The 17347-nt window shown below is 66.8% G+C and carries 23 protein-coding genes and 1 pseudogene; 9 read left to right on the forward strand and 15 right to left on the reverse strand.

Annotated elements, in window-relative coordinates; genetic code table 11:
• Positions 1–61: 61 nt before the first annotated feature.
• From ST3T6A_RS0103080 to ST3T6A_RS0103090, 3 genes are read left to right on the forward strand one after another with little or no spacing between them, the layout of a single operon-like run.
• On the forward strand, positions 62–616 hold the full coding sequence (locus ST3T6A_RS0103080) for a hypothetical protein (RefSeq protein ID WP_019831424.1): 555 nt from the start codon (positions 62–64) through the stop codon (positions 614–616).
• 46 nt (positions 617–662) lie between these two features.
• The gene (locus ST3T6A_RS21750; protein WP_019831425.1) at positions 663–812 is read left to right on the forward strand and encodes a hypothetical protein; all 150 of its coding nucleotides are present in this window, start codon (positions 663–665) and stop codon (positions 810–812) included.
• A gap of 3 nt (positions 813–815) precedes the next feature.
• The gene (locus ST3T6A_RS0103090; RefSeq protein WP_019831426.1) at positions 816–1094 is read left to right on the forward strand and encodes a DUF3175 domain-containing protein; all 279 of its coding nucleotides are present in this window, start codon (positions 816–818) and stop codon (positions 1092–1094) included.
• 228 nt (positions 1095–1322) lie between these two features.
• Here ST3T6A_RS0103090 and ST3T6A_RS0103095 read toward each other — a convergent pair whose 3' ends face one another.
• From ST3T6A_RS0103095 to ST3T6A_RS0103105, 3 genes are read right to left on the reverse strand one after another with little or no spacing between them, the layout of a single operon-like run.
• The gene (locus ST3T6A_RS0103095; RefSeq protein WP_235785716.1) at positions 1323–1826 is read right to left on the reverse strand and encodes a DUF2721 domain-containing protein; all 504 of its coding nucleotides are present in this window, start codon (positions 1824–1826) and stop codon (positions 1323–1325) included.
• Between the two features lie 38 nt (positions 1827–1864).
• Positions 1865–2446: a carboxymuconolactone decarboxylase family protein gene (locus tag ST3T6A_RS0103100; protein WP_019831428.1), complete on the reverse strand. Its 582-nt coding sequence runs from the start codon at positions 2444–2446 to the stop codon at positions 1865–1867.
• Positions 2447–2451: 5 nt separating this feature from the next.
• Complete coding sequence (locus ST3T6A_RS0103105; protein WP_019831429.1) at positions 2452–2880, reverse strand: OsmC family protein; 429 nt, start codon at positions 2878–2880, stop codon at positions 2452–2454.
• Positions 2881–3022: 142 nt separating this feature from the next.
• Between ST3T6A_RS0103105 and ST3T6A_RS21365 the strand changes: the two genes are divergently transcribed.
• Complete coding sequence (locus ST3T6A_RS21365) at positions 3023–3265, forward strand: hypothetical protein (protein WP_157602377.1); 243 nt, start codon at positions 3023–3025, stop codon at positions 3263–3265.
• A gap of 214 nt (positions 3266–3479) precedes the next feature.
• Positions 3480–3785, forward strand: a complete 306-nt coding sequence (locus ST3T6A_RS0103115) for a hypothetical protein (RefSeq protein WP_019831431.1) — start codon at positions 3480–3482, stop codon at positions 3783–3785.
• A gap of 153 nt (positions 3786–3938) precedes the next feature.
• Here ST3T6A_RS0103115 and uvrA read toward each other — a convergent pair whose 3' ends face one another.
• Positions 3939–6857 carry an excinuclease ABC subunit UvrA gene (gene uvrA, locus ST3T6A_RS0103120; protein ID WP_019831432.1) on the reverse strand — a complete coding sequence of 973 codons (2919 nt, stop codon included), beginning with the start codon at positions 6855–6857 and terminating at the stop codon, positions 3939–3941.
• A 92-nt stretch (positions 6858–6949) separates the two neighbouring features.
• On the opposite strand from uvrA, the gene ST3T6A_RS0103125 reads away from it, so the two are divergent.
• Entirely contained in the window at positions 6950–7408 is a 459-nt protein-coding gene (locus tag ST3T6A_RS0103125; protein ID WP_019831433.1) for a GFA family protein, read from the forward strand.
• Positions 7409–7431: 23 nt separating this feature from the next.
• On the opposite strand, the gene ST3T6A_RS21370 is transcribed toward ST3T6A_RS0103125, so the two are convergent.
• From ST3T6A_RS21370 to ST3T6A_RS21905, 4 genes and pseudogenes are all read right to left on the reverse strand, one after another.
• Complete coding sequence (locus tag ST3T6A_RS21370) at positions 7432–7608, reverse strand: hypothetical protein (RefSeq protein WP_019831434.1); 177 nt, start codon at positions 7606–7608, stop codon at positions 7432–7434.
• A gap of 187 nt (positions 7609–7795) precedes the next feature.
• Positions 7796–9010 (reverse strand): methionine adenosyltransferase, encoded by a 1215-nt coding sequence (metK, locus tag ST3T6A_RS0103135; RefSeq protein WP_019831435.1) that lies wholly within the window; start codon positions 9008–9010, stop codon positions 7796–7798.
• A 41-nt stretch (positions 9011–9051) separates the two neighbouring features.
• A complete protein-coding gene (gene lnt / locus ST3T6A_RS21045; RefSeq protein WP_328285171.1) occupies positions 9052–10221 on the reverse strand; it encodes an apolipoprotein N-acyltransferase in 1170 nt (389 codons plus the stop codon).
• Positions 10146–10607, reverse strand: a pseudogene (locus ST3T6A_RS21905) (apolipoprotein N-acyltransferase); the annotation flags it as partial. The gene lnt and the pseudogene ST3T6A_RS21905, both read right to left, overlap by 76 nt.
• Here ST3T6A_RS21905 and ST3T6A_RS21375 point away from each other — a divergent pair.
• The gene (locus ST3T6A_RS21375; RefSeq protein WP_019831437.1) at positions 10606–10761 is read left to right on the forward strand and encodes a hypothetical protein; all 156 of its coding nucleotides are present in this window, start codon (positions 10606–10608) and stop codon (positions 10759–10761) included. The pseudogene ST3T6A_RS21905 and the gene ST3T6A_RS21375 overlap by 2 nt on opposite strands.
• The gene (locus tag ST3T6A_RS0103150; RefSeq protein ID WP_019831438.1) at positions 10758–11186 is read left to right on the forward strand and encodes a VOC family protein; all 429 of its coding nucleotides are present in this window, start codon (positions 10758–10760) and stop codon (positions 11184–11186) included. Before ST3T6A_RS21375 ends, ST3T6A_RS0103150 begins: the two co-directional genes overlap by 4 nt.
• A gap of 60 nt (positions 11187–11246) precedes the next feature.
• Here ST3T6A_RS0103150 and ST3T6A_RS19175 read toward each other — a convergent pair whose 3' ends face one another.
• From ST3T6A_RS19175 to ST3T6A_RS0103180, 6 genes are all read right to left on the reverse strand, one after another.
• A complete protein-coding gene (locus tag ST3T6A_RS19175) occupies positions 11247–11513 on the reverse strand; it encodes a hypothetical protein (protein WP_019831439.1) in 267 nt (88 codons plus the stop codon).
• A 163-nt stretch (positions 11514–11676) separates the two neighbouring features.
• On the reverse strand, positions 11677–11982 hold the full coding sequence (locus ST3T6A_RS19180) for a hypothetical protein (protein ID WP_019831440.1): 306 nt from the start codon (positions 11980–11982) through the stop codon (positions 11677–11679).
• Between the two features lie 73 nt (positions 11983–12055).
• Positions 12056–13426 (reverse strand): PQQ-dependent sugar dehydrogenase, encoded by a 1371-nt coding sequence (locus ST3T6A_RS0103165; protein ID WP_019831441.1) that lies wholly within the window; start codon positions 13424–13426, stop codon positions 12056–12058.
• A 52-nt stretch (positions 13427–13478) separates the two neighbouring features.
• Positions 13479–14375 (reverse strand): hemolysin family protein, encoded by an 897-nt coding sequence (locus tag ST3T6A_RS0103170; protein WP_019831442.1) that lies wholly within the window; start codon positions 14373–14375, stop codon positions 13479–13481.
• Positions 14376–14470: 95 nt separating this feature from the next.
• Positions 14471–14977 (reverse strand): rRNA maturation RNase YbeY, encoded by a 507-nt coding sequence (ybeY, locus tag ST3T6A_RS0103175; RefSeq protein ID WP_019831443.1) that lies wholly within the window; start codon positions 14975–14977, stop codon positions 14471–14473.
• 59 nt (positions 14978–15036) lie between these two features.
• A complete protein-coding gene (locus tag ST3T6A_RS0103180; RefSeq protein ID WP_019831444.1) occupies positions 15037–16032 on the reverse strand; it encodes a PhoH family protein in 996 nt (331 codons plus the stop codon).
• Positions 16033–16219: 187 nt separating this feature from the next.
• On the opposite strand from ST3T6A_RS0103180, the gene ST3T6A_RS0103185 reads away from it, so the two are divergent.
• Entirely contained in the window at positions 16220–17020 is an 801-nt protein-coding gene (locus ST3T6A_RS0103185; protein WP_019831445.1) for a GDSL-type esterase/lipase family protein, read from the forward strand.
• Here the strand turns inward: ST3T6A_RS0103185 and ST3T6A_RS0103190 are convergent.
• On the reverse strand, positions 17017–17292 hold the full coding sequence (locus ST3T6A_RS0103190; RefSeq protein ID WP_019831446.1) for a hypothetical protein: 276 nt from the start codon (positions 17290–17292) through the stop codon (positions 17017–17019). The genes ST3T6A_RS0103185 and ST3T6A_RS0103190 overlap by 4 nt on opposite strands.
• Between the last annotated feature and the right edge of the window lie 55 nt (positions 17293–17347).

Here is a 17347-nt window from a genome sequence, read left to right on the forward strand (position 1 = left end):
CCGTCCGATCTTCGGCAAGCCGGGCCTTGCCCCTGTCGCAATAGGCCGCCATGGATCGGGCATGATGATGCGGCGTATCGGGCGCGTTTCCCGGCAGGGGGCGGTTCTTCTCACCATGGCGACGCTGGCGGCCTGCGCCTCCACGCCGCCGGCCCCTGCGCCGCGACCGGCCCCACCGCCGCCGCCTGTGGCCCTTCCTCCCGCGCCGGCTGCCGCCGACTGGCGCGATGTGCCGCTGACGCCGGGTCGCTGGTTCTGGCGGGGCGTCGCAGGACAGACGTCCATCGCCCAGTTCGGGGTGCCGGGCCAGCCGATCCAGTTCGCGCTGCGCTGCGATTTCTCGACGCGCGCCATCCTCTTCTCGCGCGCCGGCAGCCTGACGACGCCGACCGCCGCGATGCAGTTCACCACCTCCTTCACGCCCTTCTCGCTCACCGCCGGCAATGGCGGGGGGCAGCCCCCGGCGATCGTCGCGCAGGCGACGGCGCGCGATCCGCGCATGGACCAGATCGCTTTCAGCCGCGGGCGCTTCCTCGTCGACGTCGCCGGCCAGCCGCGGCTCGTGCTTCCCGCCTGGCCCGAGGTGGCGCGCGTGATCGAGGATTGCCGCTTCTAGCAACCCTCCGCGCCTCTCCTTCGTTGGTCGCGCAAGGAGAGGGAAGATGATCCGGAAGCTCAAGAGCGGCCAGTATCGCATCTACGCGCGGCACAAGGACCCGGAGACGGGCAAGCGCCGCAATCTCGGTACGTTCGACACCAAGGATGCCGCGCAGAAGCACGAGCGCGAAATCCAGTATTTCAAGCGGCACTGAACCATGGCGCACCAGCAGCACTGGTCGCAGCATGTGACCAAGCATTCGAACGCGCTCGATCTCGACCGCGAGGTGTTCACGCGCGACGATCCGGCCGAGATCGCCGCCTCGCTCAAGCGCTCCGCCGAGCACAGCCGAAGACGGCGCGGCACGCCGTATCAGTCGGCGATGTCGATGCTGAGCTTCTACATCAATCGCGCGGGCAGCACGCTCGAACCGAAGCAGAAGAAGACGCTGGAAGCGGCCAAGGACGAGCTGCGCCGGCTGTTCGGCAGAATTTGATTCAGGCCGGCCGCAAAGGGGCTTGCATCGCGATTCGGGATGATTCATCCTCCCTCTCGTCCCGTTAACTGGCGAAAGGAGGTGACCGATGTCTCATGGTTCAGCCGAGAGGTCGGTACAATCCGTTCGGGAGATGTCGCGCTAGGCGCGGCCAGGGTCTTCCGGGCCGATCATCCGGTCGCTGACCATGCGGGACCGCCGGGGACGCCCCCGGCGGTCTTTCTCGTTTCAGGGGTGCCTGCTCCCCATTCCGGGCGGGCGTTCCGTCTCGTCGCGCTCCAGCAGCTCGTTGCGGATGCGGATGCTGCGGTTGGCGAAATGAACCTCGAACAGGAAGAGGCCGAGCGCCGCCACCAGCAGCGCCATCGCCAAAATGAACAGCCCCGCCACGGAGCGGCCGAAGCCCATCCCCATCAGCCGCGCCAGGAACAGCCCGGCCACCACGAGGCAGACCGCCACCGCGCTCACCGTGCAGAGCGTGATCGCCCAGCTGATGATCGACATGCGCCGGTCGAGCAGTCGCAATTCCCGCACCGCGCGCGAGCGGTCGAGTTCGTGATAGCGCTCCTCGATCCAGCGCGCGCGGTCGATCACGCGGCTCAGCCGGGTCGCCAGCAGATTGAGTAGCTGCCCCAGCCCCGCCAGCAGGAAGACGGGCGCCACCGCGAGCTGGATGGTGTGGGCGATCGTCTCGGCGGCCGGCATCGGCATGGGAAGGGGCGGGGTGGCCATATCCGCTGAGGATGGCGGTCCCCCGCCGGATAAGTCAATCAGTCGCGCTCGGGCACCGGCACGTTGAAGCCATTGAGCGTCATCGACACGAGGCAATAGAGGCCGACCAGATAGATCAGCTCATTGGCCCCATGCTGGCCGAAGGTCTTGACCGCAAGGCGATAGACCGGCTCGGGCAGCACGCCGCCGTTCACCAGCGCATAGGCGACGTCATGGCCGATGCCTTCCTCCGGCGAGAGGTCGGTGGGGCGGGAGCCCGACACGAGCGTCGCGAGGCGCACGTCCGACATGCCGTCCCTCTCGGCGACGGCGATATGGGCATAAAGCTCATAGGCTGCGTCGAAATGGGCGCCCGTCACGAGGATGGCGATCTGCCGCACCGGATCGGGCAGCGTCGCCTCCATCGACATGGCCTTGGTCAGCTCCCACACCGCGCCGCCGATGCGCGGCTCGTGGAGCCAGGGGTTCCACGGGCCCATCAGCGCGCCTTCCTCGGTGGTGCCCTCGGGCGCGACCGTGATGAAGGCGTTGAAGTTGGACGAGATGCCCTTCTTCATGTCGGCGTAGAGCGGCTTCTGCTCCTCGGTGAGGTCGGCAGGCGCGATCAGCGGAAGGCGCATGAGGCTCAGCCCTCCAGCGTCGCGTCGAGGGTGATCTCGGCGTTCATCAGCTTCGAGATCGGGCAGCCCGCCTTCGCGCCGGCGGCGATCTGGTCGAACTCGGCCTGATCGATGCCCGGCACGCGCGCGGTGAGCGTCAGCGCGGACCTGGACACCTTGAAGCCGTCGCCATCCTTCTCCAGCGTCACCGCCGCCCTGGTGTCGAGCGTGCCCTCCTCATAGCCGGCACCCGCGAGCGCGAAGGACAACGCCATGGTGAAGCAGGAGGCGTGCGCGGCGGCGATCAGCTCTTCCGGATTGGTGCCGGGCTCTTCGCCGAAGCGGGTGGTGAAGTCATAGGCCTGATCCTGGAGCACCCCCGACTGGGTGGAGACGCGGCCCTTGCCGGTCTTGCCGAGGCCTTCGTAATGCGCGGTCGCTGTACGGATCGTCATGGGAATCTCCGTTCGTCGGGTTGCAAGGTTGCGCTTCAGCCATCTCCCTCGATCAACATCCGGCGAGACAGGACGATGCGAGGACCATCCCGAGGCCCGGTGCGTTGATCGTGCATGAGAATTAGTCGCGGGAGAAGGCGTGATGATGACTCCTGACAAGGGCGGGAAACCGCACCTCAACGCCGTCGGCCAGCCAGAACCGGATACCGAACAGCCGGTGGAGCCGTTCGAACCCGGACGCCCTGTGGGAGAGCGCCAGGACGGTCCGGGTGCTGCACCGCGTCATCATGATCGTCACGACGCGCTGCCGATTGGCAGCACTTCGGCGAGCCGGGGCGGAGTGGCCGAGCGTCCGACCGATCCGCCGGATCATCGGCACGATTGAGAAACGCGGGGCCTCCGATCCGTGTGGAGATGAGCCGCTTCGCCGCGACCATTTCCTTGGATCGCGGTCCGCGCGCCATCGGGATTGCTGCATCTGCGTGCGTGTTGTGCAAGCGGCGATCCCTCTTCCACATTTGAAATGACAGCGCGGGACATTATCTCGGCCTCCGTAAATGACACCGCTGGCAAGACCGGCGACATCGGAGTCCCCTCACATGCGTCGTTTCCTCGTTCCCGCCCTGCTGTTCGCTTCCGCTGCCGCCCCGGCGCTGGCTTCGGATCTCCACACCTTCACCCGCGACGGTGACCGCTACAGCTACACCGCGGATCGTCTGGCGGACGGCTCGATCCAGCTCAACGGCCGTGTCGAAACCACGGGCGACGCGTTCAAGCTGCATGTGGCGAACGGCCGTGTCGACGGCCGCATCGGCTTCAGCAACGTGTCCTTCTCGGTCTCGCATAAGCTGATGGCGCAGCTCGACACCGAGGTGCCGGCCAACCAGGCGCTGGCCGCCAACTGAGTTTTGTGCCCCGCCTCTGGGCGGGGAAGTTGCTTAGACGTTGCTTGGTCCGCGCAAGCGGAATTTCGGAAAGCCCCGTGACGGTCCCCCTCGTCACGGGGCTTTCTGCGTCCCGCTCCGGCCGGTCGATTGCAGGTGCGAAGTGGAGAGATTCTACTCCGCCGCCACTCTCTCACCGCTCCGCGCTTCCAGCAGCGGCTTGAGATACGCGCCCGTATAGCTCCGCTTCTCCTTCACCACCTGTTCGGGCGTGCCGGTGGCGACGATCTCGCCGCCTTTGTCGCCGCCTTCGGGGCCGAGGTCGATGATCCAGTCGGCGGTCTTGATGACCTCCAGGTTGTGCTCGATCACCACCACGGTGTTGCCCTGCTCGACGAGCGCGTGGAGCACCTCCAGCAGCTTGCGCACATCCTCGAAGTGCAGGCCCGTCGTGGGCTCGTCGAGGATGTAGAGCGTGTTGCCGGTGGCGCGGCGCGACAGTTCCTTGGCGAGTTTGACGCGTTGGGCTTCACCACCCGATAGCGTGGTGGCCTGCTGGCCGACCTTGACGTAGCCGAGCCCCACCTCGACCAGCATCGCCATCTTGTCGCGGATGCCGGGCACCGCCTTGAAGAACTCGACCGCATCCTCGCAGGTCATGTCGAGCACGTCGGCGATCGACTTGCCCTTGAACGTCACTTCCAGCGTCTCGCGGTTATAGCGCTTGCCGTGGCAGACGTCGCAGGTGACATAGACGTCGGGCAGGAAGTGCATCTCGATCTTGATGAGCCCGTCGCCGCTGCACGCCTCGCAGCGCCCGCCCTTGACGTTGAAGCTGAAGCGGCCCGGCTTGTAGCCGCGCGCCTGCGATTCCGGTAGCCCCGCGAACCAGTCGCGGATCTGGGTGAAGGCGCCGGTGTAGGTCGCCGGGTTCGAGCGCGGGGTGCGGCCGATCGGCGACTGGTCGATGTCGATCACCTTGTCGAGATGCTTGAGCCCCTCGATCTTCTCGTGCGCGCCGGCGAGAACCCGCGCGCCATTGAGAGTGCGGCTTGCTGAGGCGAACAGCGTGTCGATCGTGAAGGTCGACTTGCCCGATCCCGAGACGCCGGTGATGCAGGTGAAGGTGCCGAGCGGGATCGAGGCGGTGACGTCCTTGAGGTTGTTCGCCTTCGCGCCCTTGACCGTCAGCTTCTTGCCATTGCCCTTGCGGCGCTCGGACGGCACGCCGACCATGCGGCGGCCGGCGAGATAGTCGCCGGTCATGCTGTTCTCGTTGGCGAGGATGTCGGCGAGCGACCCTTCGGCCACCACTTCGCCGCCATGGACGCCGGCGCCGGGACCCATGTCGACGATATGGTCGGCGGTGCGGATCGCGTCCTCGTCATGCTCGACGACGATCACCGTGTTGCCGAGATCGCGGAGACGCCGCAGCGTCACCAGCAGCCGGTCATTGTCGCGCTGGTGGAGACCGATCGAAGGCTCGTCGAGGACGTACAGCACGCCCGACAGGCCCGAGCCGATCTGTGAGGCGAGGCGGATGCGCTGGCTCTCGCCGCCCGACAGCGTGCCCGATGTGCGGTCGAGGTTGAGATAATCGAGGCCGACATTGTCGAGGAAGCCGAGGCGTTCGACGATCTCCTTGAGGATGCGTTCGGCGATCTGCTTCTGCTGATCGTTCAGATGGTTGGGCAGATCGCGGAAGAAGGCCAGCGCCGGGCCGACCGCGCGACGGGTGGCGATCGAGATGTCCTCGCCGGCAATCTTTACCGCGCGCGCCTCGGGCTTGAGGCGTGCGCCCTCGCACACCTCGCAATGGCGCGAGGACTGGTACTTCGACAGCTCCTCGCGCATCCACGCGCTCTCGGTCGAGAGCATGCGGCGTTCGAGATTGCCGATCACGCCCTCGAACGGCTTTTTCACCTCGTAGGACTTGCGCCCGTCCATGAAGCGGAGCGTCACCGCGCGGCCCTTCGAGCCGTGGAGGATCAGGTCGCGCTGCTCCTCGGCCAGCTCGTTCCACGGCGTCGTGAGATCGAAGCCGAACTCGGCCGCGAGGCTAGAGAGCACCTGCATGTAATAAGGCGAGGGTGGGTTGGACTTGGCCCACGGCACCACCGCGCCCTGCTTGATCGACAGATGCTCGTTGGGGACGACGAGGTCCGGATCGAAATAGAGCTTCTCGCCAAGGCCGTCGCAGGCCGGGCAGGCACCCTGCGGCGCGTTGAAGGAGAAGAGGCGCGGCTCGATCTCAGCGATGGTGAAGCCCGAGACGGGGCAGGCGAACTTCTCGGAGAAGGTGATCCGTTCGGCCACGCCCTCGGGCAGCGCGAGGGCCTTGATGCCCTTCTTGAGATCGGAGGTCGGCTGCACCTCGCCGAGCACGTCGACATAGGCCAGCCCCTCGGCCAGCTTCAGCGCCGTCTCGAAGCTCTGCGCGAGGCGCGTCTCGATGTCGGGGCGGACGACGAGGCGGTCCACCACCACCTCGATGTCATGCTTGAACTTCTTGTCGAGCGCAGGCGCCTCTTCGATCTCGTAGATCGTGCCGTCGATGCGGACACGCTGGAAGCCGTCCTTCTGCCACTCGGCCAGCTCCTTCTTATACTCGCCCTTGCGGCCGCGGACGGTCGGCGCGAGCAGCAGGAAGCGTGTGCCCTCGGGCAGCGCCATCACCCGGTCGACCATCTGGCTGACCGTCTGCGCGCTAATCGGCAGGCCGGTGGCGGGCGAATAGGGGATGCCGACGCGCGCCCAGAGCAGGCGCATATAGTCGTAGATCTCGGTGACGGTCGCGACCGTCGAGCGCGGATTGCGCGAGGTCGTCTTCTGCTCGATCGAGATGGCGGGGGAGAGGCCCTCGATATGATCGACGTCGGGCTTCTGCATCAGCTCGAGGAACTGGCGCGCATAGGCCGACAGCGACTCGACATAGCGCCGCTGCCCCTCGGCATAGATGGTGTCGAAGGCGAGCGAGGATTTGCCCGAGCCCGAAAGCCCCGTGATGACGATCAGCTTGTCCCTCGGCAGGTCGAGATCGACACCTTTGAGGTTGTGCTCGCGGGCACCACGGACGGAGATGTGAGTCAGCATGGGGCTGGTTTGTTCCAGATTTGTTCGGGGAGGGCAACCTCCTCCGAAGTGGGCATGACAGGTCTTGGGCGCAAGGTGCGGAGGAGAGGATGATGGACGGCGGCTGTGCATGCGGAGCGGTGCGCTATCGCATTCATGTGACACCGATGTTCGTGCATTGCTGCCATTGCCGCGACTGTCAGCGCGAGACGGGATCGGCCTTCGCGATCAACGCGCTGGTCGAGCGCGGGCAGATCGAGCTGCTGTCGGGCGAGCCCGAGTCGGTGCCGACGCCGTCCGCCAGCGGCAAGGGGCAGGATATCCGCCGCTGCCCGGCCTGCCGGGTGGCGCTGTGGAGCCATTATGCGGGCTCGGGCGAGGCGATCGCCTTCGTGCGGGCGGGGACGCTCGACGATCCGACGGCGGTGAGGCCCGACGTGCATATCTACACGCGCTCGAAGTTGCCGTGGGTGGCGATCCCCGAGGGCGTGCCGGCGGTGGAGGAATATTACAGCCCGAAGCAGCTCTGGCCGGCGGAAAGCCAGGCCCGCTTCAAGGCTCTGCGTCGTTAGAAGGCGACTCGCTCCACCGCAACTCAGGCGGCGGTGCGGTGGGTGTGCACGCGACGCGCGCGGCACCAGATCTCGAAGCTCTTCTCGGGGAAGGTCTCGTGGCCGACGCGGATCGCTTCCTCGTCGGTCTTCACCTGCAAGTCGTTGCCGTTGACGATCTTTCCGGTGGAATCGTCGAGGCCGTAGAGCCGATAATGCATGTTACGCTCCTGCCGGATGCAGGCCAGAGCACAGACTATCTCTCGTCGCCGGCACCTGCGGAAGACGGCCGGCGATGGAAGGCACCATAGCAGATCGGGCGCCTCGCGTACTAAGGCAGATCAAGTTATCGGCAGATTCATTCGGGCCAGCGCGGAAGGCAGTCCCCCCACGCCGGCCCGATGCAGATCAGAGCGCGGCCTTCAGCGCGTCGACGAGGTCGGTCTTCTCCCAGGAGAAGAAGTCGCCCTCGGGCTGGCGGCCGAAGTGGCCATAGGCGGCCGACTTCTGATAGATCGGCTTGTTCAGGCCGAGATGCGTGCGGATGCCCTTCGGCGTCAGGCGCACGAGCTTGGGCAGCACTTCCTCGATCTTCGCTTCATCGACGGTGCCGGTGCCGTGCGTGTCGACATAGATCGACAGCGGCTCGGCGATGCCGATCGCGTAGGAGAGCTGGATGGTGCAGCGCTTGGCGAGGCCGGCGGCCACGACGTTCTTGGCGAGATAGCGCGACACATAGGCGGCCGAGCGATCCACCTTGGTCGGATCCTTGCCCGAGAAGGCGCCGCCGCCGTGCGGGGACGCGCCGCCGTAGGTGTCCACGATGATCTTGCGGCCGGTGAGGCCGGCGTCGCCGTCCGGGCCACCGATCTCGAAGCGGCCGGTCGGGTTGACGTAGATCTTGGTCTCGTCGGTGATGAAGCCTTCCGGCAGCACTTCGGTCATCACGCCGACGACGTAGTCGCGAAGCTCCTTGTAGCGCTCCGGCGAACCCTCGTTGCCGTCGTAGAAATAGCCCGGCGCGTGCTGGGTCGAGACGACCAGCGCGGTCGCGCGGACCGGCTTGCCGCCCTCATACTGGAGCGTCACCTGGCTCTTGGCGTCCGGCTCCAGGAAGGGGACGGTCTTGGCATGACGATCCGCCGCCATCTTCTCGAGGATGCGGTGCGAGTAATAGAGAGTGGCCGGCATATAGTCGGGCGTCTCGTCGGTCGCGTAACCGAACATGATGCCCTGATCGCCGGCGCCTTCGTCCTTGTTGCCGCTCTCGTCGACGCCCTGCGCGATGTGCGCGGACTGGCCGTGGAGATTGTTCTCGAACTCGAAGGTCTGCCAGTGGAAGCCCGACTGCTCATAGCCGATGCGCTTCACGGTCGCGCGGACGGCGGCTTCGATCTCGTCGAGCGCGCCCGGCGCCCATGCGTCGTTCTCGAACACGCCCTTGCAGCGGATTTCGCCGGCGAGGACGACCTTGTTGGTGGTGGTCATCGTCTCGCACGCCACGCGGGCTTCCGGGTCCTTGGAGAGGAACAGGTCGACGACGGCGTCGGAGATCTGGTCGGCAACCTTGTCGGGATGGCCCTCGGATACGGACTCGGACGTGAAGAGATAATCGCTGCGCATCGTTTCAGATGATCCTTGGAAGGAAGCAGTTAGAGGAAGCTTTATATAAAGCTCTCTTTATATCGCCTAGCGCCAAATGCCAGCCCACCCAGAAGCAGGGCTATCAGCAGCACCGCCCAGTTGCCGATCCGCGCGAAGATGGTCGGCGGCAGGGCGGGGGGCATCGGCAGCTCGACCATGCCCATCGCGTGCGCGGGCAGCGACTTCAGCAGGCGGCCGTCGGTGTCGATCAGCGCGGAGACGCCGGTGGGCGTGGCGCGGGCGATGGGGATGCCCTCCTCGATGGCGCGCAGCCGCGCCTGCGCCAGATGCTGCACCGGACCGGACGGGCCGAACCACGCATCGTTGGACGGATTGAAGATAAAGGCCGGGCGATGCGCCTCGTCGACGACGCGGCCGGAGAAGACCATCTCGTAGCAGAGCTGCATCCCGACGGCGCCGAAGCCCGGCAGGTCGATGCTCCGCGGGCCGGGGCCGGGGATGAAGTCCAGCACGCCGGGCACGAGTCGCGAGATGCCGATCGGTTCGAGCAGCGGCCGCATCGGCAGATATTCGCCATAGGGCACGAGGTGCGCCTTGTCGTAGCGCGCGATCAGCCGTCCGCCTGCGCCGATCGCGAAGATCGAGTTGCGCGCGGCGATCTCCTCGCCCTTCGAGTCGCGGATCGGGGCCTCGCCGCCGCCGAGCAGGATGTCGTTGGGGCCGAGGATCGAGGCGAGCCTGGCGCGCGCGGCCGGCTCCTCCTGCACATTGTCCTCGATCGCCGACTCGGGCCAGAGGATCAGGCGTGGCCTGGCGCCGGGGATGCCCGACAGCGCCTCAAGCCGGGCGAGGTGGCGGGCGGAGAGTTCCGGCGCCCAGCGCTCGCCCTGCCCGATGTCGGGCTGGACGAGATGGACGGTCGGCCCCGTCGTCGCAGGCGGCGGGCGGGCGGCGCGAAGCGCAGCAGCACCGCCGGCACCGCATAGAGGCCGACCAGCAGCCCGAGCCCGACCGCGCCGGGAATGTTGGCGGAACTCAGGATGTTCGCGCGGGTCAGCGCCTCGCGAGGGCGCGTGGCGAGGATCAGGATGAAGCCCGCCGACGCCACGACGAGGCCGGATAGCGCATAGGTGCCGGTGATGCGGGCGAGATGCGCCAGCGGCAGATCCACCACCGAGACGGCGATCGGATTCCACGGAAAGCCCGTGAACATCGTGCCGCGCAGCCACTCGCTCACCGCCCAGCTCGCGCCGAGGAAGAGGGTGAGCGTCGCCGCCCCGCCGCCTATGCGCCTGGTCGCCCACCAGGCGGATGCGGTCGCGAGTGCCGGGTAGAGCGCGAGATAGACCGAGAGCAGCGCCACGGCGATCCAGCCGAGCCACGCCGGCATGTTGGCCTGATAGGTGAAGGCGGTGGCGATCCAGTCCAGCCCCAGCACGAACTGGGCGAAGCCGAAGCACCAGCCGATCGCCGCTGCTTGGCCCACCGTCCGGGCGCGGCCGAGGAACAGGAAGAGCAGCGCGAAGGAGAGGAGAGTCAGCGGCCACAGCCCATAGGGTGCGAAACCGAAGGCGGACAGCAGGCCAAGCGCAAGGGCCGAGAGAAGCGGTGCCATGCTGCGTCCGCTAACCCGCCTCGACGGCGAATGCCAGCGGATCGCGAACGAGCCTGCCGTCCAGGCGTTGGTATTGCACGGCGCGCGCGGCCTGAAGCGGCTGCCTGCGGCGATCTTCCCGGATCGTTTCGAGGGAACTACGATGGGACTATGACGATGCGCCCCTTTCATCTCGCCTTCCCGGTCCATGATCTCGATGCGGCGAGAGCCTTTTACGGCGGCCTGATGGAGTGTCCGGAGGGGCGGAGCGCCGACTCGTGGATCGATTTCGATCTCTACGGCCACCAGATCGTCGCCCATCTCGACGCCTCCCGCGCGCTATCGGGGGATGCGACCGCCAACGCGGTCGACGGCCATGACGTGCCGGTGCCGCATTTCGGCGTCGTGCTGGGCTGGGAGGAATGGCACGCGCTGGCCGCCCGGCTGGAGGCGGCGGGCGTCTCCTTCGGCATCGCGCCGCACATCCGCTTCGTCGGCCAGCCGGGCGAGCAGGCGACCATGTTCTTCCGCGATCCGTCCGGCAATGCGCTGGAATTCAAGGCGTTTCGCGATCCGGCCAAGCTGTTCGCCACTGCCTGAGCGGCACGGCAAAGGGGCCGGGCGTTTCCACCCGGCCCCTTCGGCCATCAGCCGGCTCGATCACCAGCCGTAATAGTTGCCGTAGCCGTAGCTGTAGTCGCGGTGGTGGCGATGGCGCCACTCGCGCTCACGCTCGTGGCGCCAATGGTCGCGACGCCAGTCGCGGTCGTGACGGTCCCAGCGATTGTTGCGGTCCCAACGATGGTCGTGGCGATCGCCATAACCATAGCCGTTACCGTAATACTGGCCGGCGGCCATGGCCGGCGCGGCGACCGCGCCCGTGGCCAGCGTGGCGGCGGTAGCAAGAATGATCAGACCCGTTCGCATGGAAAATCTCCTTTCGCGATGACGGGAATCACCTTGCAACAATCGTCATGAACTCTGCCTGAGGTGGATGTTCAGTGAAATGAAAGTCATATTGGCGGGATCATAAAGAAAAAGCCGGACGTTTTCGTCCGGCCTCTTCAAATGTTCCGCTGAAGCGTGGCGATCAGCGCCTGTGTCCTCGGCCATGCCAGCCGTGGCCATAGCCATGACCGTAATAGCCGCGATGGCCGTAATAGCCGCGGCCATAATAATGACGATACCCGCCGCCATAATAGCCGCCGTAATAGACCGGCGCGTAGCCATAATAGCCGGGCGCGTAATAACCGGGGTAGTAGCCGGGATAATAGGCCGGATAGACCGGCGCACCGATGCCGACCGACACGAAGGTTCGCGCCGAGGCCGGGGTGGCGACGATGGCGGCGCCGGCCAGTGCGGCAGCCGCGGTGAGGGCAACAGGCATGATGCGCATGACAGCATCTCCGATTCGTTCGACGTTAACCTCTTTTATCGCGGGGCAACTGAACGTCGGATGAGAGGCGCATTCACCAGCCAGCAAGCCTTTGGGGCACGGCGGCGGCCATCCGCGTCGGCGCCTGCCCGCCCGCCGGGGTGACGCGCCACACGACATTGCCGACATCGTCCGCGACGAGCAGGTCGCCCGGCTTGTCGATGACGACACCCACCGGCCGCCCGTGCGCCTTGCCGCCCACCAGGAAGCCGTCGAGCACGGTCACGGGCTTGGCGCCCGTCGGGTGGCCGGCCGAGAAGGGCACGAACACCACCTTGTAGCCCGACGGCGGATTGCGGTTCCACGATCCATGCTGGCCGATGAAGGCACCCTCGGCATAGCCCGGCCCGAGCCGCTGCCCGGTCGCGAAGGTGAGACCGAGCGAGGCCGTGTGCGCGCCCAGCGCATAATCGGGCGCGCGGGTGTTGCCGACATAGTCGGGCGCGGGCGCCTTCACGCGGGCGTCGACATGGCTGCCCCAATAGCGCCAGGGCCAGCCGAAGAAGTCGCTGTCCTCCACCGAGGTCAGATAATCGGGCACCAGATCGGAGCCCAGCTCGTCGCGCTCGTTCACCACCGTCCAGAGCCGCCCGTCCGACGCCCAGCCCATGCCGTTGGGATTGCGCAGGCCGCCCGCGAAGATGCGATGCGCGTGCGTTTTCGGATCGATCTCCCAGATCGCGGCGCGGCCCTGCTCGGCGGCTATGCCGTTCTCGCCGACATTGGAGTTGGAGCCCACCGTCACATAGAGCTTCGAGCCGTCCGGCGAGGCGATGACGTTCTTGGTCCAGTGATGGTCGATCGGGCCGCCGGGCAGGTCGGCGATCTTGACGGGGGCGGTGTGGATCGCGGTCTCGCCCGGCTGATAGGGGAAGGCGAGCAGCGCGTCGGTGTCGGCGACGTAGAGCGTGTTCCCCACCAGCGCCATGCCGAACGGGCTGTGGAGATCGTTGAGGAAGGTGGTCTTCACGTCGGCCACGCCATCGCCGTTGGTATCGCGCAGCAGCGTGATGCGGTTGGCCGACGGCACCGCCGAGCCCGCCTTCTTGAACAGCCAGCGCTGGACGGCGCCGCGGATGCCCCTGGCCTCGCCGGGCTGGGGCGGGGCACTTGCCTCGGCCACCAGAACGTCGCCATTGGGCAGCACCGCCAGCCAGCGCGGATGCGCAAGATCGCGCGCGAAGGCGTTGACCGCGAGGCCGGTGGCGGGCTTGGGCGTCTGCCCGTCCGCCCAGCCGACGACGGAGGCCACCTTCACGGTGGGAATCCAGTCGTGCACCTCGTCGGGCAGAGCGGGGTTGGGGCCTTGCCCGGCGGATTCGTCGAGCGTCGCCCTATCGCCGCAGCCGGCGAGCAGCAGCATCATTGCCAGCGACAGGAGCAGGGCGGGCTTCAGCAGGCGCATGAGGCAGTCTCCCTCGGGCCACCGGCGGGCGCCGAGGCCAAGGGAGACAACATCACTCCTCTTCGGCCGGTTCCGCAATGGGGGGATGGAGGCGCAGGCGGGTGACGCGGCGATGGTCGCCCCCGGTCACCTCCAGCGTCCAGCCGCTGTCATGGACGAGCTTGTCGCCCACCTGCGGGATGCGGTCCGCGATCAGCGAGGCGAGGCCGCCGAGCGTATCGACAGGCTCGTCCGTCTCGGCGAGGCGGGGGTCGATCGTTTCGGCGACGTCTTCCAGCTCGGCGCGGGCGTCGGCGTCCCAGCAGCCGTCGTCGAGCGGCACGAGCAGCTCGACGGGGGCGTCGTCATGCTCGTCCTCGATGTCGCCGACGATCTCCTCGACCAGATCCTCGATCGTCACGAGGCCCTCGGTGCCCGAATATTCGTCGACCACGATGGCGAGGTGGGTGCGGTGGGTGCGCATCTCCGCCAGCAGGTCGATCACGCCCATCGATTCGGGGACGTAGCGCGGCTGGCGGATCAGCGCGGAGATATTCTCCGGCTTCGGCGCCTTGCCGGCGAGGATGGCGAACACGTCCTTGACGTGGATCATGCCGGTGACGGTGTCGAGCGTCTCGCGATAGACGGGCAGGCGCGAATGGCCGGCCTCGGCGAAGAGTTCGACCAGGGCATCGAAGCTGGCGCTCTCCTCGATGGCGATGATGTCGCCGCGCGGCACGGCGACGTCGCGCACCGAGCGCGCACCGAAATCGAGCAGGTTCTGGAGCATGATGCGCTCGGCCGGCGACAGGTCGCGGGCGTTGGGCGCGTCGTCCTCATGTTCCTCGATCGCCTCGGCGATCTGGTCGCGCAACGTCGGCTCGGCGTCGTCGCCGAACAGCAGGTTGCGCAGTCCCGACCACAGGTTCCCGCCTTGTCCGGCGGGGCTTCTACTGGAATCGTCAGGCATGGTGGTGGTGGAAAACCCCTCGTTGCTTCAAGTCTGCAATGTACGGGCGGCGGCGGCCCCGAGTCGAGCCACCATTACGCGCCCGTTTGAACCTTTCAGTCATCATCGACCGCATAAGGATCGTCGATGCCGAGCGAGGCCAGCGCCTCGCGCTCGGCGGCCTCCATCTCCTCGGCGTCCTGATCGGTCATGTGATCGAAGCCGAGCAGGTGGAAGGTGCCGTGGACGACCAGATGCGTAGCGTGGGCCTCGACGGTGACGCCCTTCTCCTCCGCCTCGCGGACGCAGACGCCGTGCGCGAGCACGATGTCGCCCAGGAGGACCTCGCCATCGTCCGAATTGTCGAGCGCGTCGAGCAGGTCTTCCTGCACCATCGGGAAGGAGAGGACGTTGGTGGGCTTGTCCTTCTGCCGATAGTCGCGGTTGAGCTGGTGCACCTCGTCGTCGGAGGTGAACTTGACGGAGACCTCCACCATCATCGGCTCGGTGAGGAAGCGGGCGTCGGGCGAGTGGGCGATCGCGGCGCGCACGGCGCGGTCGGCCAGTTCGGTCCAGCGATCGGACTCGGGCCAGCCCTCGGCATCGGTTTCGACTTGCAGCATGGGGTCCCCTTATCCGGTCGCGCCGGGCGAAGTCGAGCTTCACCCGGCGCCAACAGGGATCAGGCGTCGGGGCCTTCGTAAGCCTCGACGATCTTGCCGACGAGCGGGTGGCGGACCACGTCCGCCGCGCCGAAGCGGATCATCGTCATGCCGGGGATGCCCTCCAGCTTGCCCACCGCGTCGGCGAGGCCGGACTTGCCGATCTCGGGAAGATCGACCTGACGCGGATCGCCGCAGATCACCATGCGGCTGTTCATGCCGAAGCGGGTGAGGAACATCTTCATCTGCGCGGGCGTGGTGTTCTGCGCCTCGTCGAGGATGATGAAGGCGTCCGAGAGCGTGCGGCCGCGCATGAAGGCGATCGGCGCGATCTCGATCTCGCCGGACGCCATGCGGCGCTCGACCTGCTCGGTGGGGAGCATGTCGTAGAGCGCGTCGTAGAGCGGCCGGAGATAGGGATCGACCTTCTCCTTCATGTCGCCGGGCAGGAAGCCCAGCCGCTCGCCGGCTTCGACCGCCGGGCGCGACAGGATCAGGCGATCGACCTGCCCCTGGATCAGCATCTGTACTGCCTGCGCGACCGCCACATAGGTCTTGCCGGTGCCCGCCGGACCGAGCGCGAACACGATCTCGTCGCGGGCCAGCGCCTCCATATAGCGGATCTGGTTGGCCGAGCGCGGGACGATCGTCTTCTTGCGCGTGCGGATCATCACTGCGGGCGGCTGGCTGACGTCCTGGCGGATGATGCCGTCGAGCGTCGGCTCGGCCGACATGGCGATCACGGCGTCGACCGCGCCGGTATCGATCTCCTGCCCCTGCGCGATGCGGTTGTAGAGCCCGGTCAGCACGTCGCGGGCACGGCCGATCTGCTCGGCGACCCCTTCGATGACCAGCTTGTTGCCGCGCGCGGAGATGTAGACGCCCAGACGGCTCTCAATGGCGATCAGGTTTTGATCGTACTCGCCGAACAATCGGCCGAGGAGCTGGGGCTTGTCGAACAGAACCTCGATGCGGGCACGTTCGCCGGCCTGCGCGGGTACGGGCTTGCGGCTCATTCGATCCTTTCGAGCTTGAGTGCTGGCCCCAAGGTGAGCCTGCATCATGACAATTGCTAGTGCCCAAGCGACGGCTTTTGCGGTGCCCCCCATGCGATGCAGCCGGGCCACAGTCGGGATGAAGGTGATTTCATTTGTGAAAATTGATTCCATCAGTAGGTTGAAAGTGACGACAATGGAGAGGGCGATGATGGGACGGGTTGCGGGCTGGGTGTTGGCGGCGGCCGCGGCGGCGCAGATGGCGGCGCCGGCGATGGCCGAGCATTATCAAAGCTCGCCCGAGCGTCGCACGGTGCAGGAGAAGGACTGGGGGCCATGGCTCGGGCCGTTCCGCGCCAAGCTGGTGCCGAGCCTGATGCAGGATTTCGGCGAACGCTATCTCTACGCCCCCGCTGACGCGGCGCTCCCGCCGCCGGCTGAGGGCGAGAAACGTGTCGTCTTCCTCGGTGACTCGATCACCGATCTCTGGAACCTGTCGAGCTACTTCCCCGGCAAGCCCTATGTGAACCGCGGCATCGGCAGCCAGGTGACGTCGCAGATGCTGCTGCGCTTCCATCAGGACGTGGTGGCGCTGAAGCCTTCTGCGGTGGTCATCCTCGCCGGCGTCAACGACGTGCAGGGTTTCATGCAGCAGGAAACCGCCGAGAGCATCGAGGCCAATGACGAGGCGATGGCGGACATCGCCGACGCGCATCATATCCGCGTGGTGTTCGCCTCGATCCTGCCGGTCAACGACTATAGCGAGAAGGCGCGCGACGTGGTGAAGGAGCGCCATCCCGACGAGCTGCGCGCCATCAATGCATGGCTCAAGGCGTTCTGCGCGCGGCGGGGTTATGTCTATGCGGATTATTACAGCGCGCTGGTCGACGAGCACGGCCTGATGCAGCGTGGCCTCACCGAGGACGGCGTCCACCCGCTCGCGGCAGGCTATGCGAGGATGGCTCCGATCGCCGAGGCCGCGATCGAAAAGGCGCTGGCGAAGCGTTAAGGCTTGGCTGGGGCGGTAGCCTTCGGGTCGCCGCCGATGCCGTAGCGGACGATCACCGGCTTCTGGCAGCCATCGACCGAGTGGATGACGGTGAGCTGCTCATTGGCGGGCGGGAGCTTGTCGAGCCGCTGGAAGCCGGCCTTGCCCTTGCCCTGCACCATTTCGGGCTGGTTGCGGGCGCAGCCGACCGCGTCACTGGGCTTCTCATGATGCGTGCCGGCGACGGCAGCGGTGGCGGGCAACAGCGCAAGCAGCAGGGCGAAGCGAGTCATGGTCCCCTCCCAAGGAAGGGGCCATGCTCCGCCTCGCGCGCTGAACCGCGCTTGA

The organism is Sphingomonas sp. PR090111-T3T-6A (assembly GCF_000383095.1).
Taxonomy (GTDB): Bacteria; Pseudomonadota; Alphaproteobacteria; order Sphingomonadales; family Sphingomonadaceae; genus Solisphingomonas.

Coding starts and splice junctions, on each gene's coding strand:
- ST3T6A_RS0103165 (WP_019831441.1), bottom strand. CDS start 13,426: ATGCGCCTGCTGAAGCCCGCCCTGCTCCTGTCGCTGGCAATGATGCTG.
- ST3T6A_RS0103180 (WP_019831444.1), bottom strand. CDS start 16,032: ATGAGCCGCAAGCCCGTACCCGCGCAGGCCGGCGAACGTGCCCGCATC.
- ST3T6A_RS0103095 (WP_235785716.1), bottom strand. CDS start 1,826: ATGGCCACCCCGCCCCTTCCCATGCCGATGCCGGCCGCCGAGACGATC.
- ST3T6A_RS0103170 (WP_019831442.1), bottom strand. CDS start 14,375: ATGCCTGACGATTCCAGTAGAAGCCCCGCCGGACAAGGCGGGAACCTG.
- ST3T6A_RS0103185 (WP_019831445.1), top strand. CDS start 16,220: ATGATGGGACGGGTTGCGGGCTGGGTGTTGGCGGCGGCCGCGGCGGCG.
- ST3T6A_RS0103105 (WP_019831429.1), bottom strand. CDS start 2,880: ATGACGATCCGTACAGCGACCGCGCATTACGAAGGCCTCGGCAAGACC.
- ST3T6A_RS21365 (WP_157602377.1), top strand. CDS start 3,023: ATGATGACTCCTGACAAGGGCGGGAAACCGCACCTCAACGCCGTCGGC.
- metK (WP_019831435.1), bottom strand. CDS start 9,010: ATGCGCAGCGATTATCTCTTCACGTCCGAGTCCGTATCCGAGGGCCAT.
- ST3T6A_RS21375 (WP_019831437.1), top strand. CDS start 10,606: ATGCTGCGTCCGCTAACCCGCCTCGACGGCGAATGCCAGCGGATCGCG.
- ST3T6A_RS0103100 (WP_019831428.1), bottom strand. CDS start 2,446: ATGCGCCTTCCGCTGATCGCGCCTGCCGACCTCACCGAGGAGCAGAAG.
- ST3T6A_RS0103115 (WP_019831431.1), top strand. CDS start 3,480: ATGCGTCGTTTCCTCGTTCCCGCCCTGCTGTTCGCTTCCGCTGCCGCC.
- ST3T6A_RS0103125 (WP_019831433.1), top strand. CDS start 6,950: ATGGACGGCGGCTGTGCATGCGGAGCGGTGCGCTATCGCATTCATGTG.
- ybeY (WP_019831443.1), bottom strand. CDS start 14,977: ATGCTGCAAGTCGAAACCGATGCCGAGGGCTGGCCCGAGTCCGATCGC.
- ST3T6A_RS0103190 (WP_019831446.1), bottom strand. CDS start 17,292: ATGACTCGCTTCGCCCTGCTGCTTGCGCTGTTGCCCGCCACCGCTGCC.
- ST3T6A_RS0103080 (WP_019831424.1), top strand. CDS start 62: ATGATGATGCGGCGTATCGGGCGCGTTTCCCGGCAGGGGGCGGTTCTT.
- ST3T6A_RS19175 (WP_019831439.1), bottom strand. CDS start 11,513: ATGCGAACGGGTCTGATCATTCTTGCTACCGCCGCCACGCTGGCCACG.
- ST3T6A_RS21370 (WP_019831434.1), bottom strand. CDS start 7,608: ATGCATTATCGGCTCTACGGCCTCGACGATTCCACCGGAAAGATCGTC.
- ST3T6A_RS0103090 (WP_019831426.1), top strand. CDS start 816: ATGGCGCACCAGCAGCACTGGTCGCAGCATGTGACCAAGCATTCGAAC.
- ST3T6A_RS21750 (WP_019831425.1), top strand. CDS start 663: ATGATCCGGAAGCTCAAGAGCGGCCAGTATCGCATCTACGCGCGGCAC.
- uvrA (WP_019831432.1), bottom strand. CDS start 6,857: ATGCTGACTCACATCTCCGTCCGTGGTGCCCGCGAGCACAACCTCAAA.
- ST3T6A_RS19180 (WP_019831440.1), bottom strand. CDS start 11,982: ATGCGCATCATGCCTGTTGCCCTCACCGCGGCTGCCGCACTGGCCGGC.
- ST3T6A_RS0103150 (WP_019831438.1), top strand. CDS start 10,758: ATGACGATGCGCCCCTTTCATCTCGCCTTCCCGGTCCATGATCTCGAT.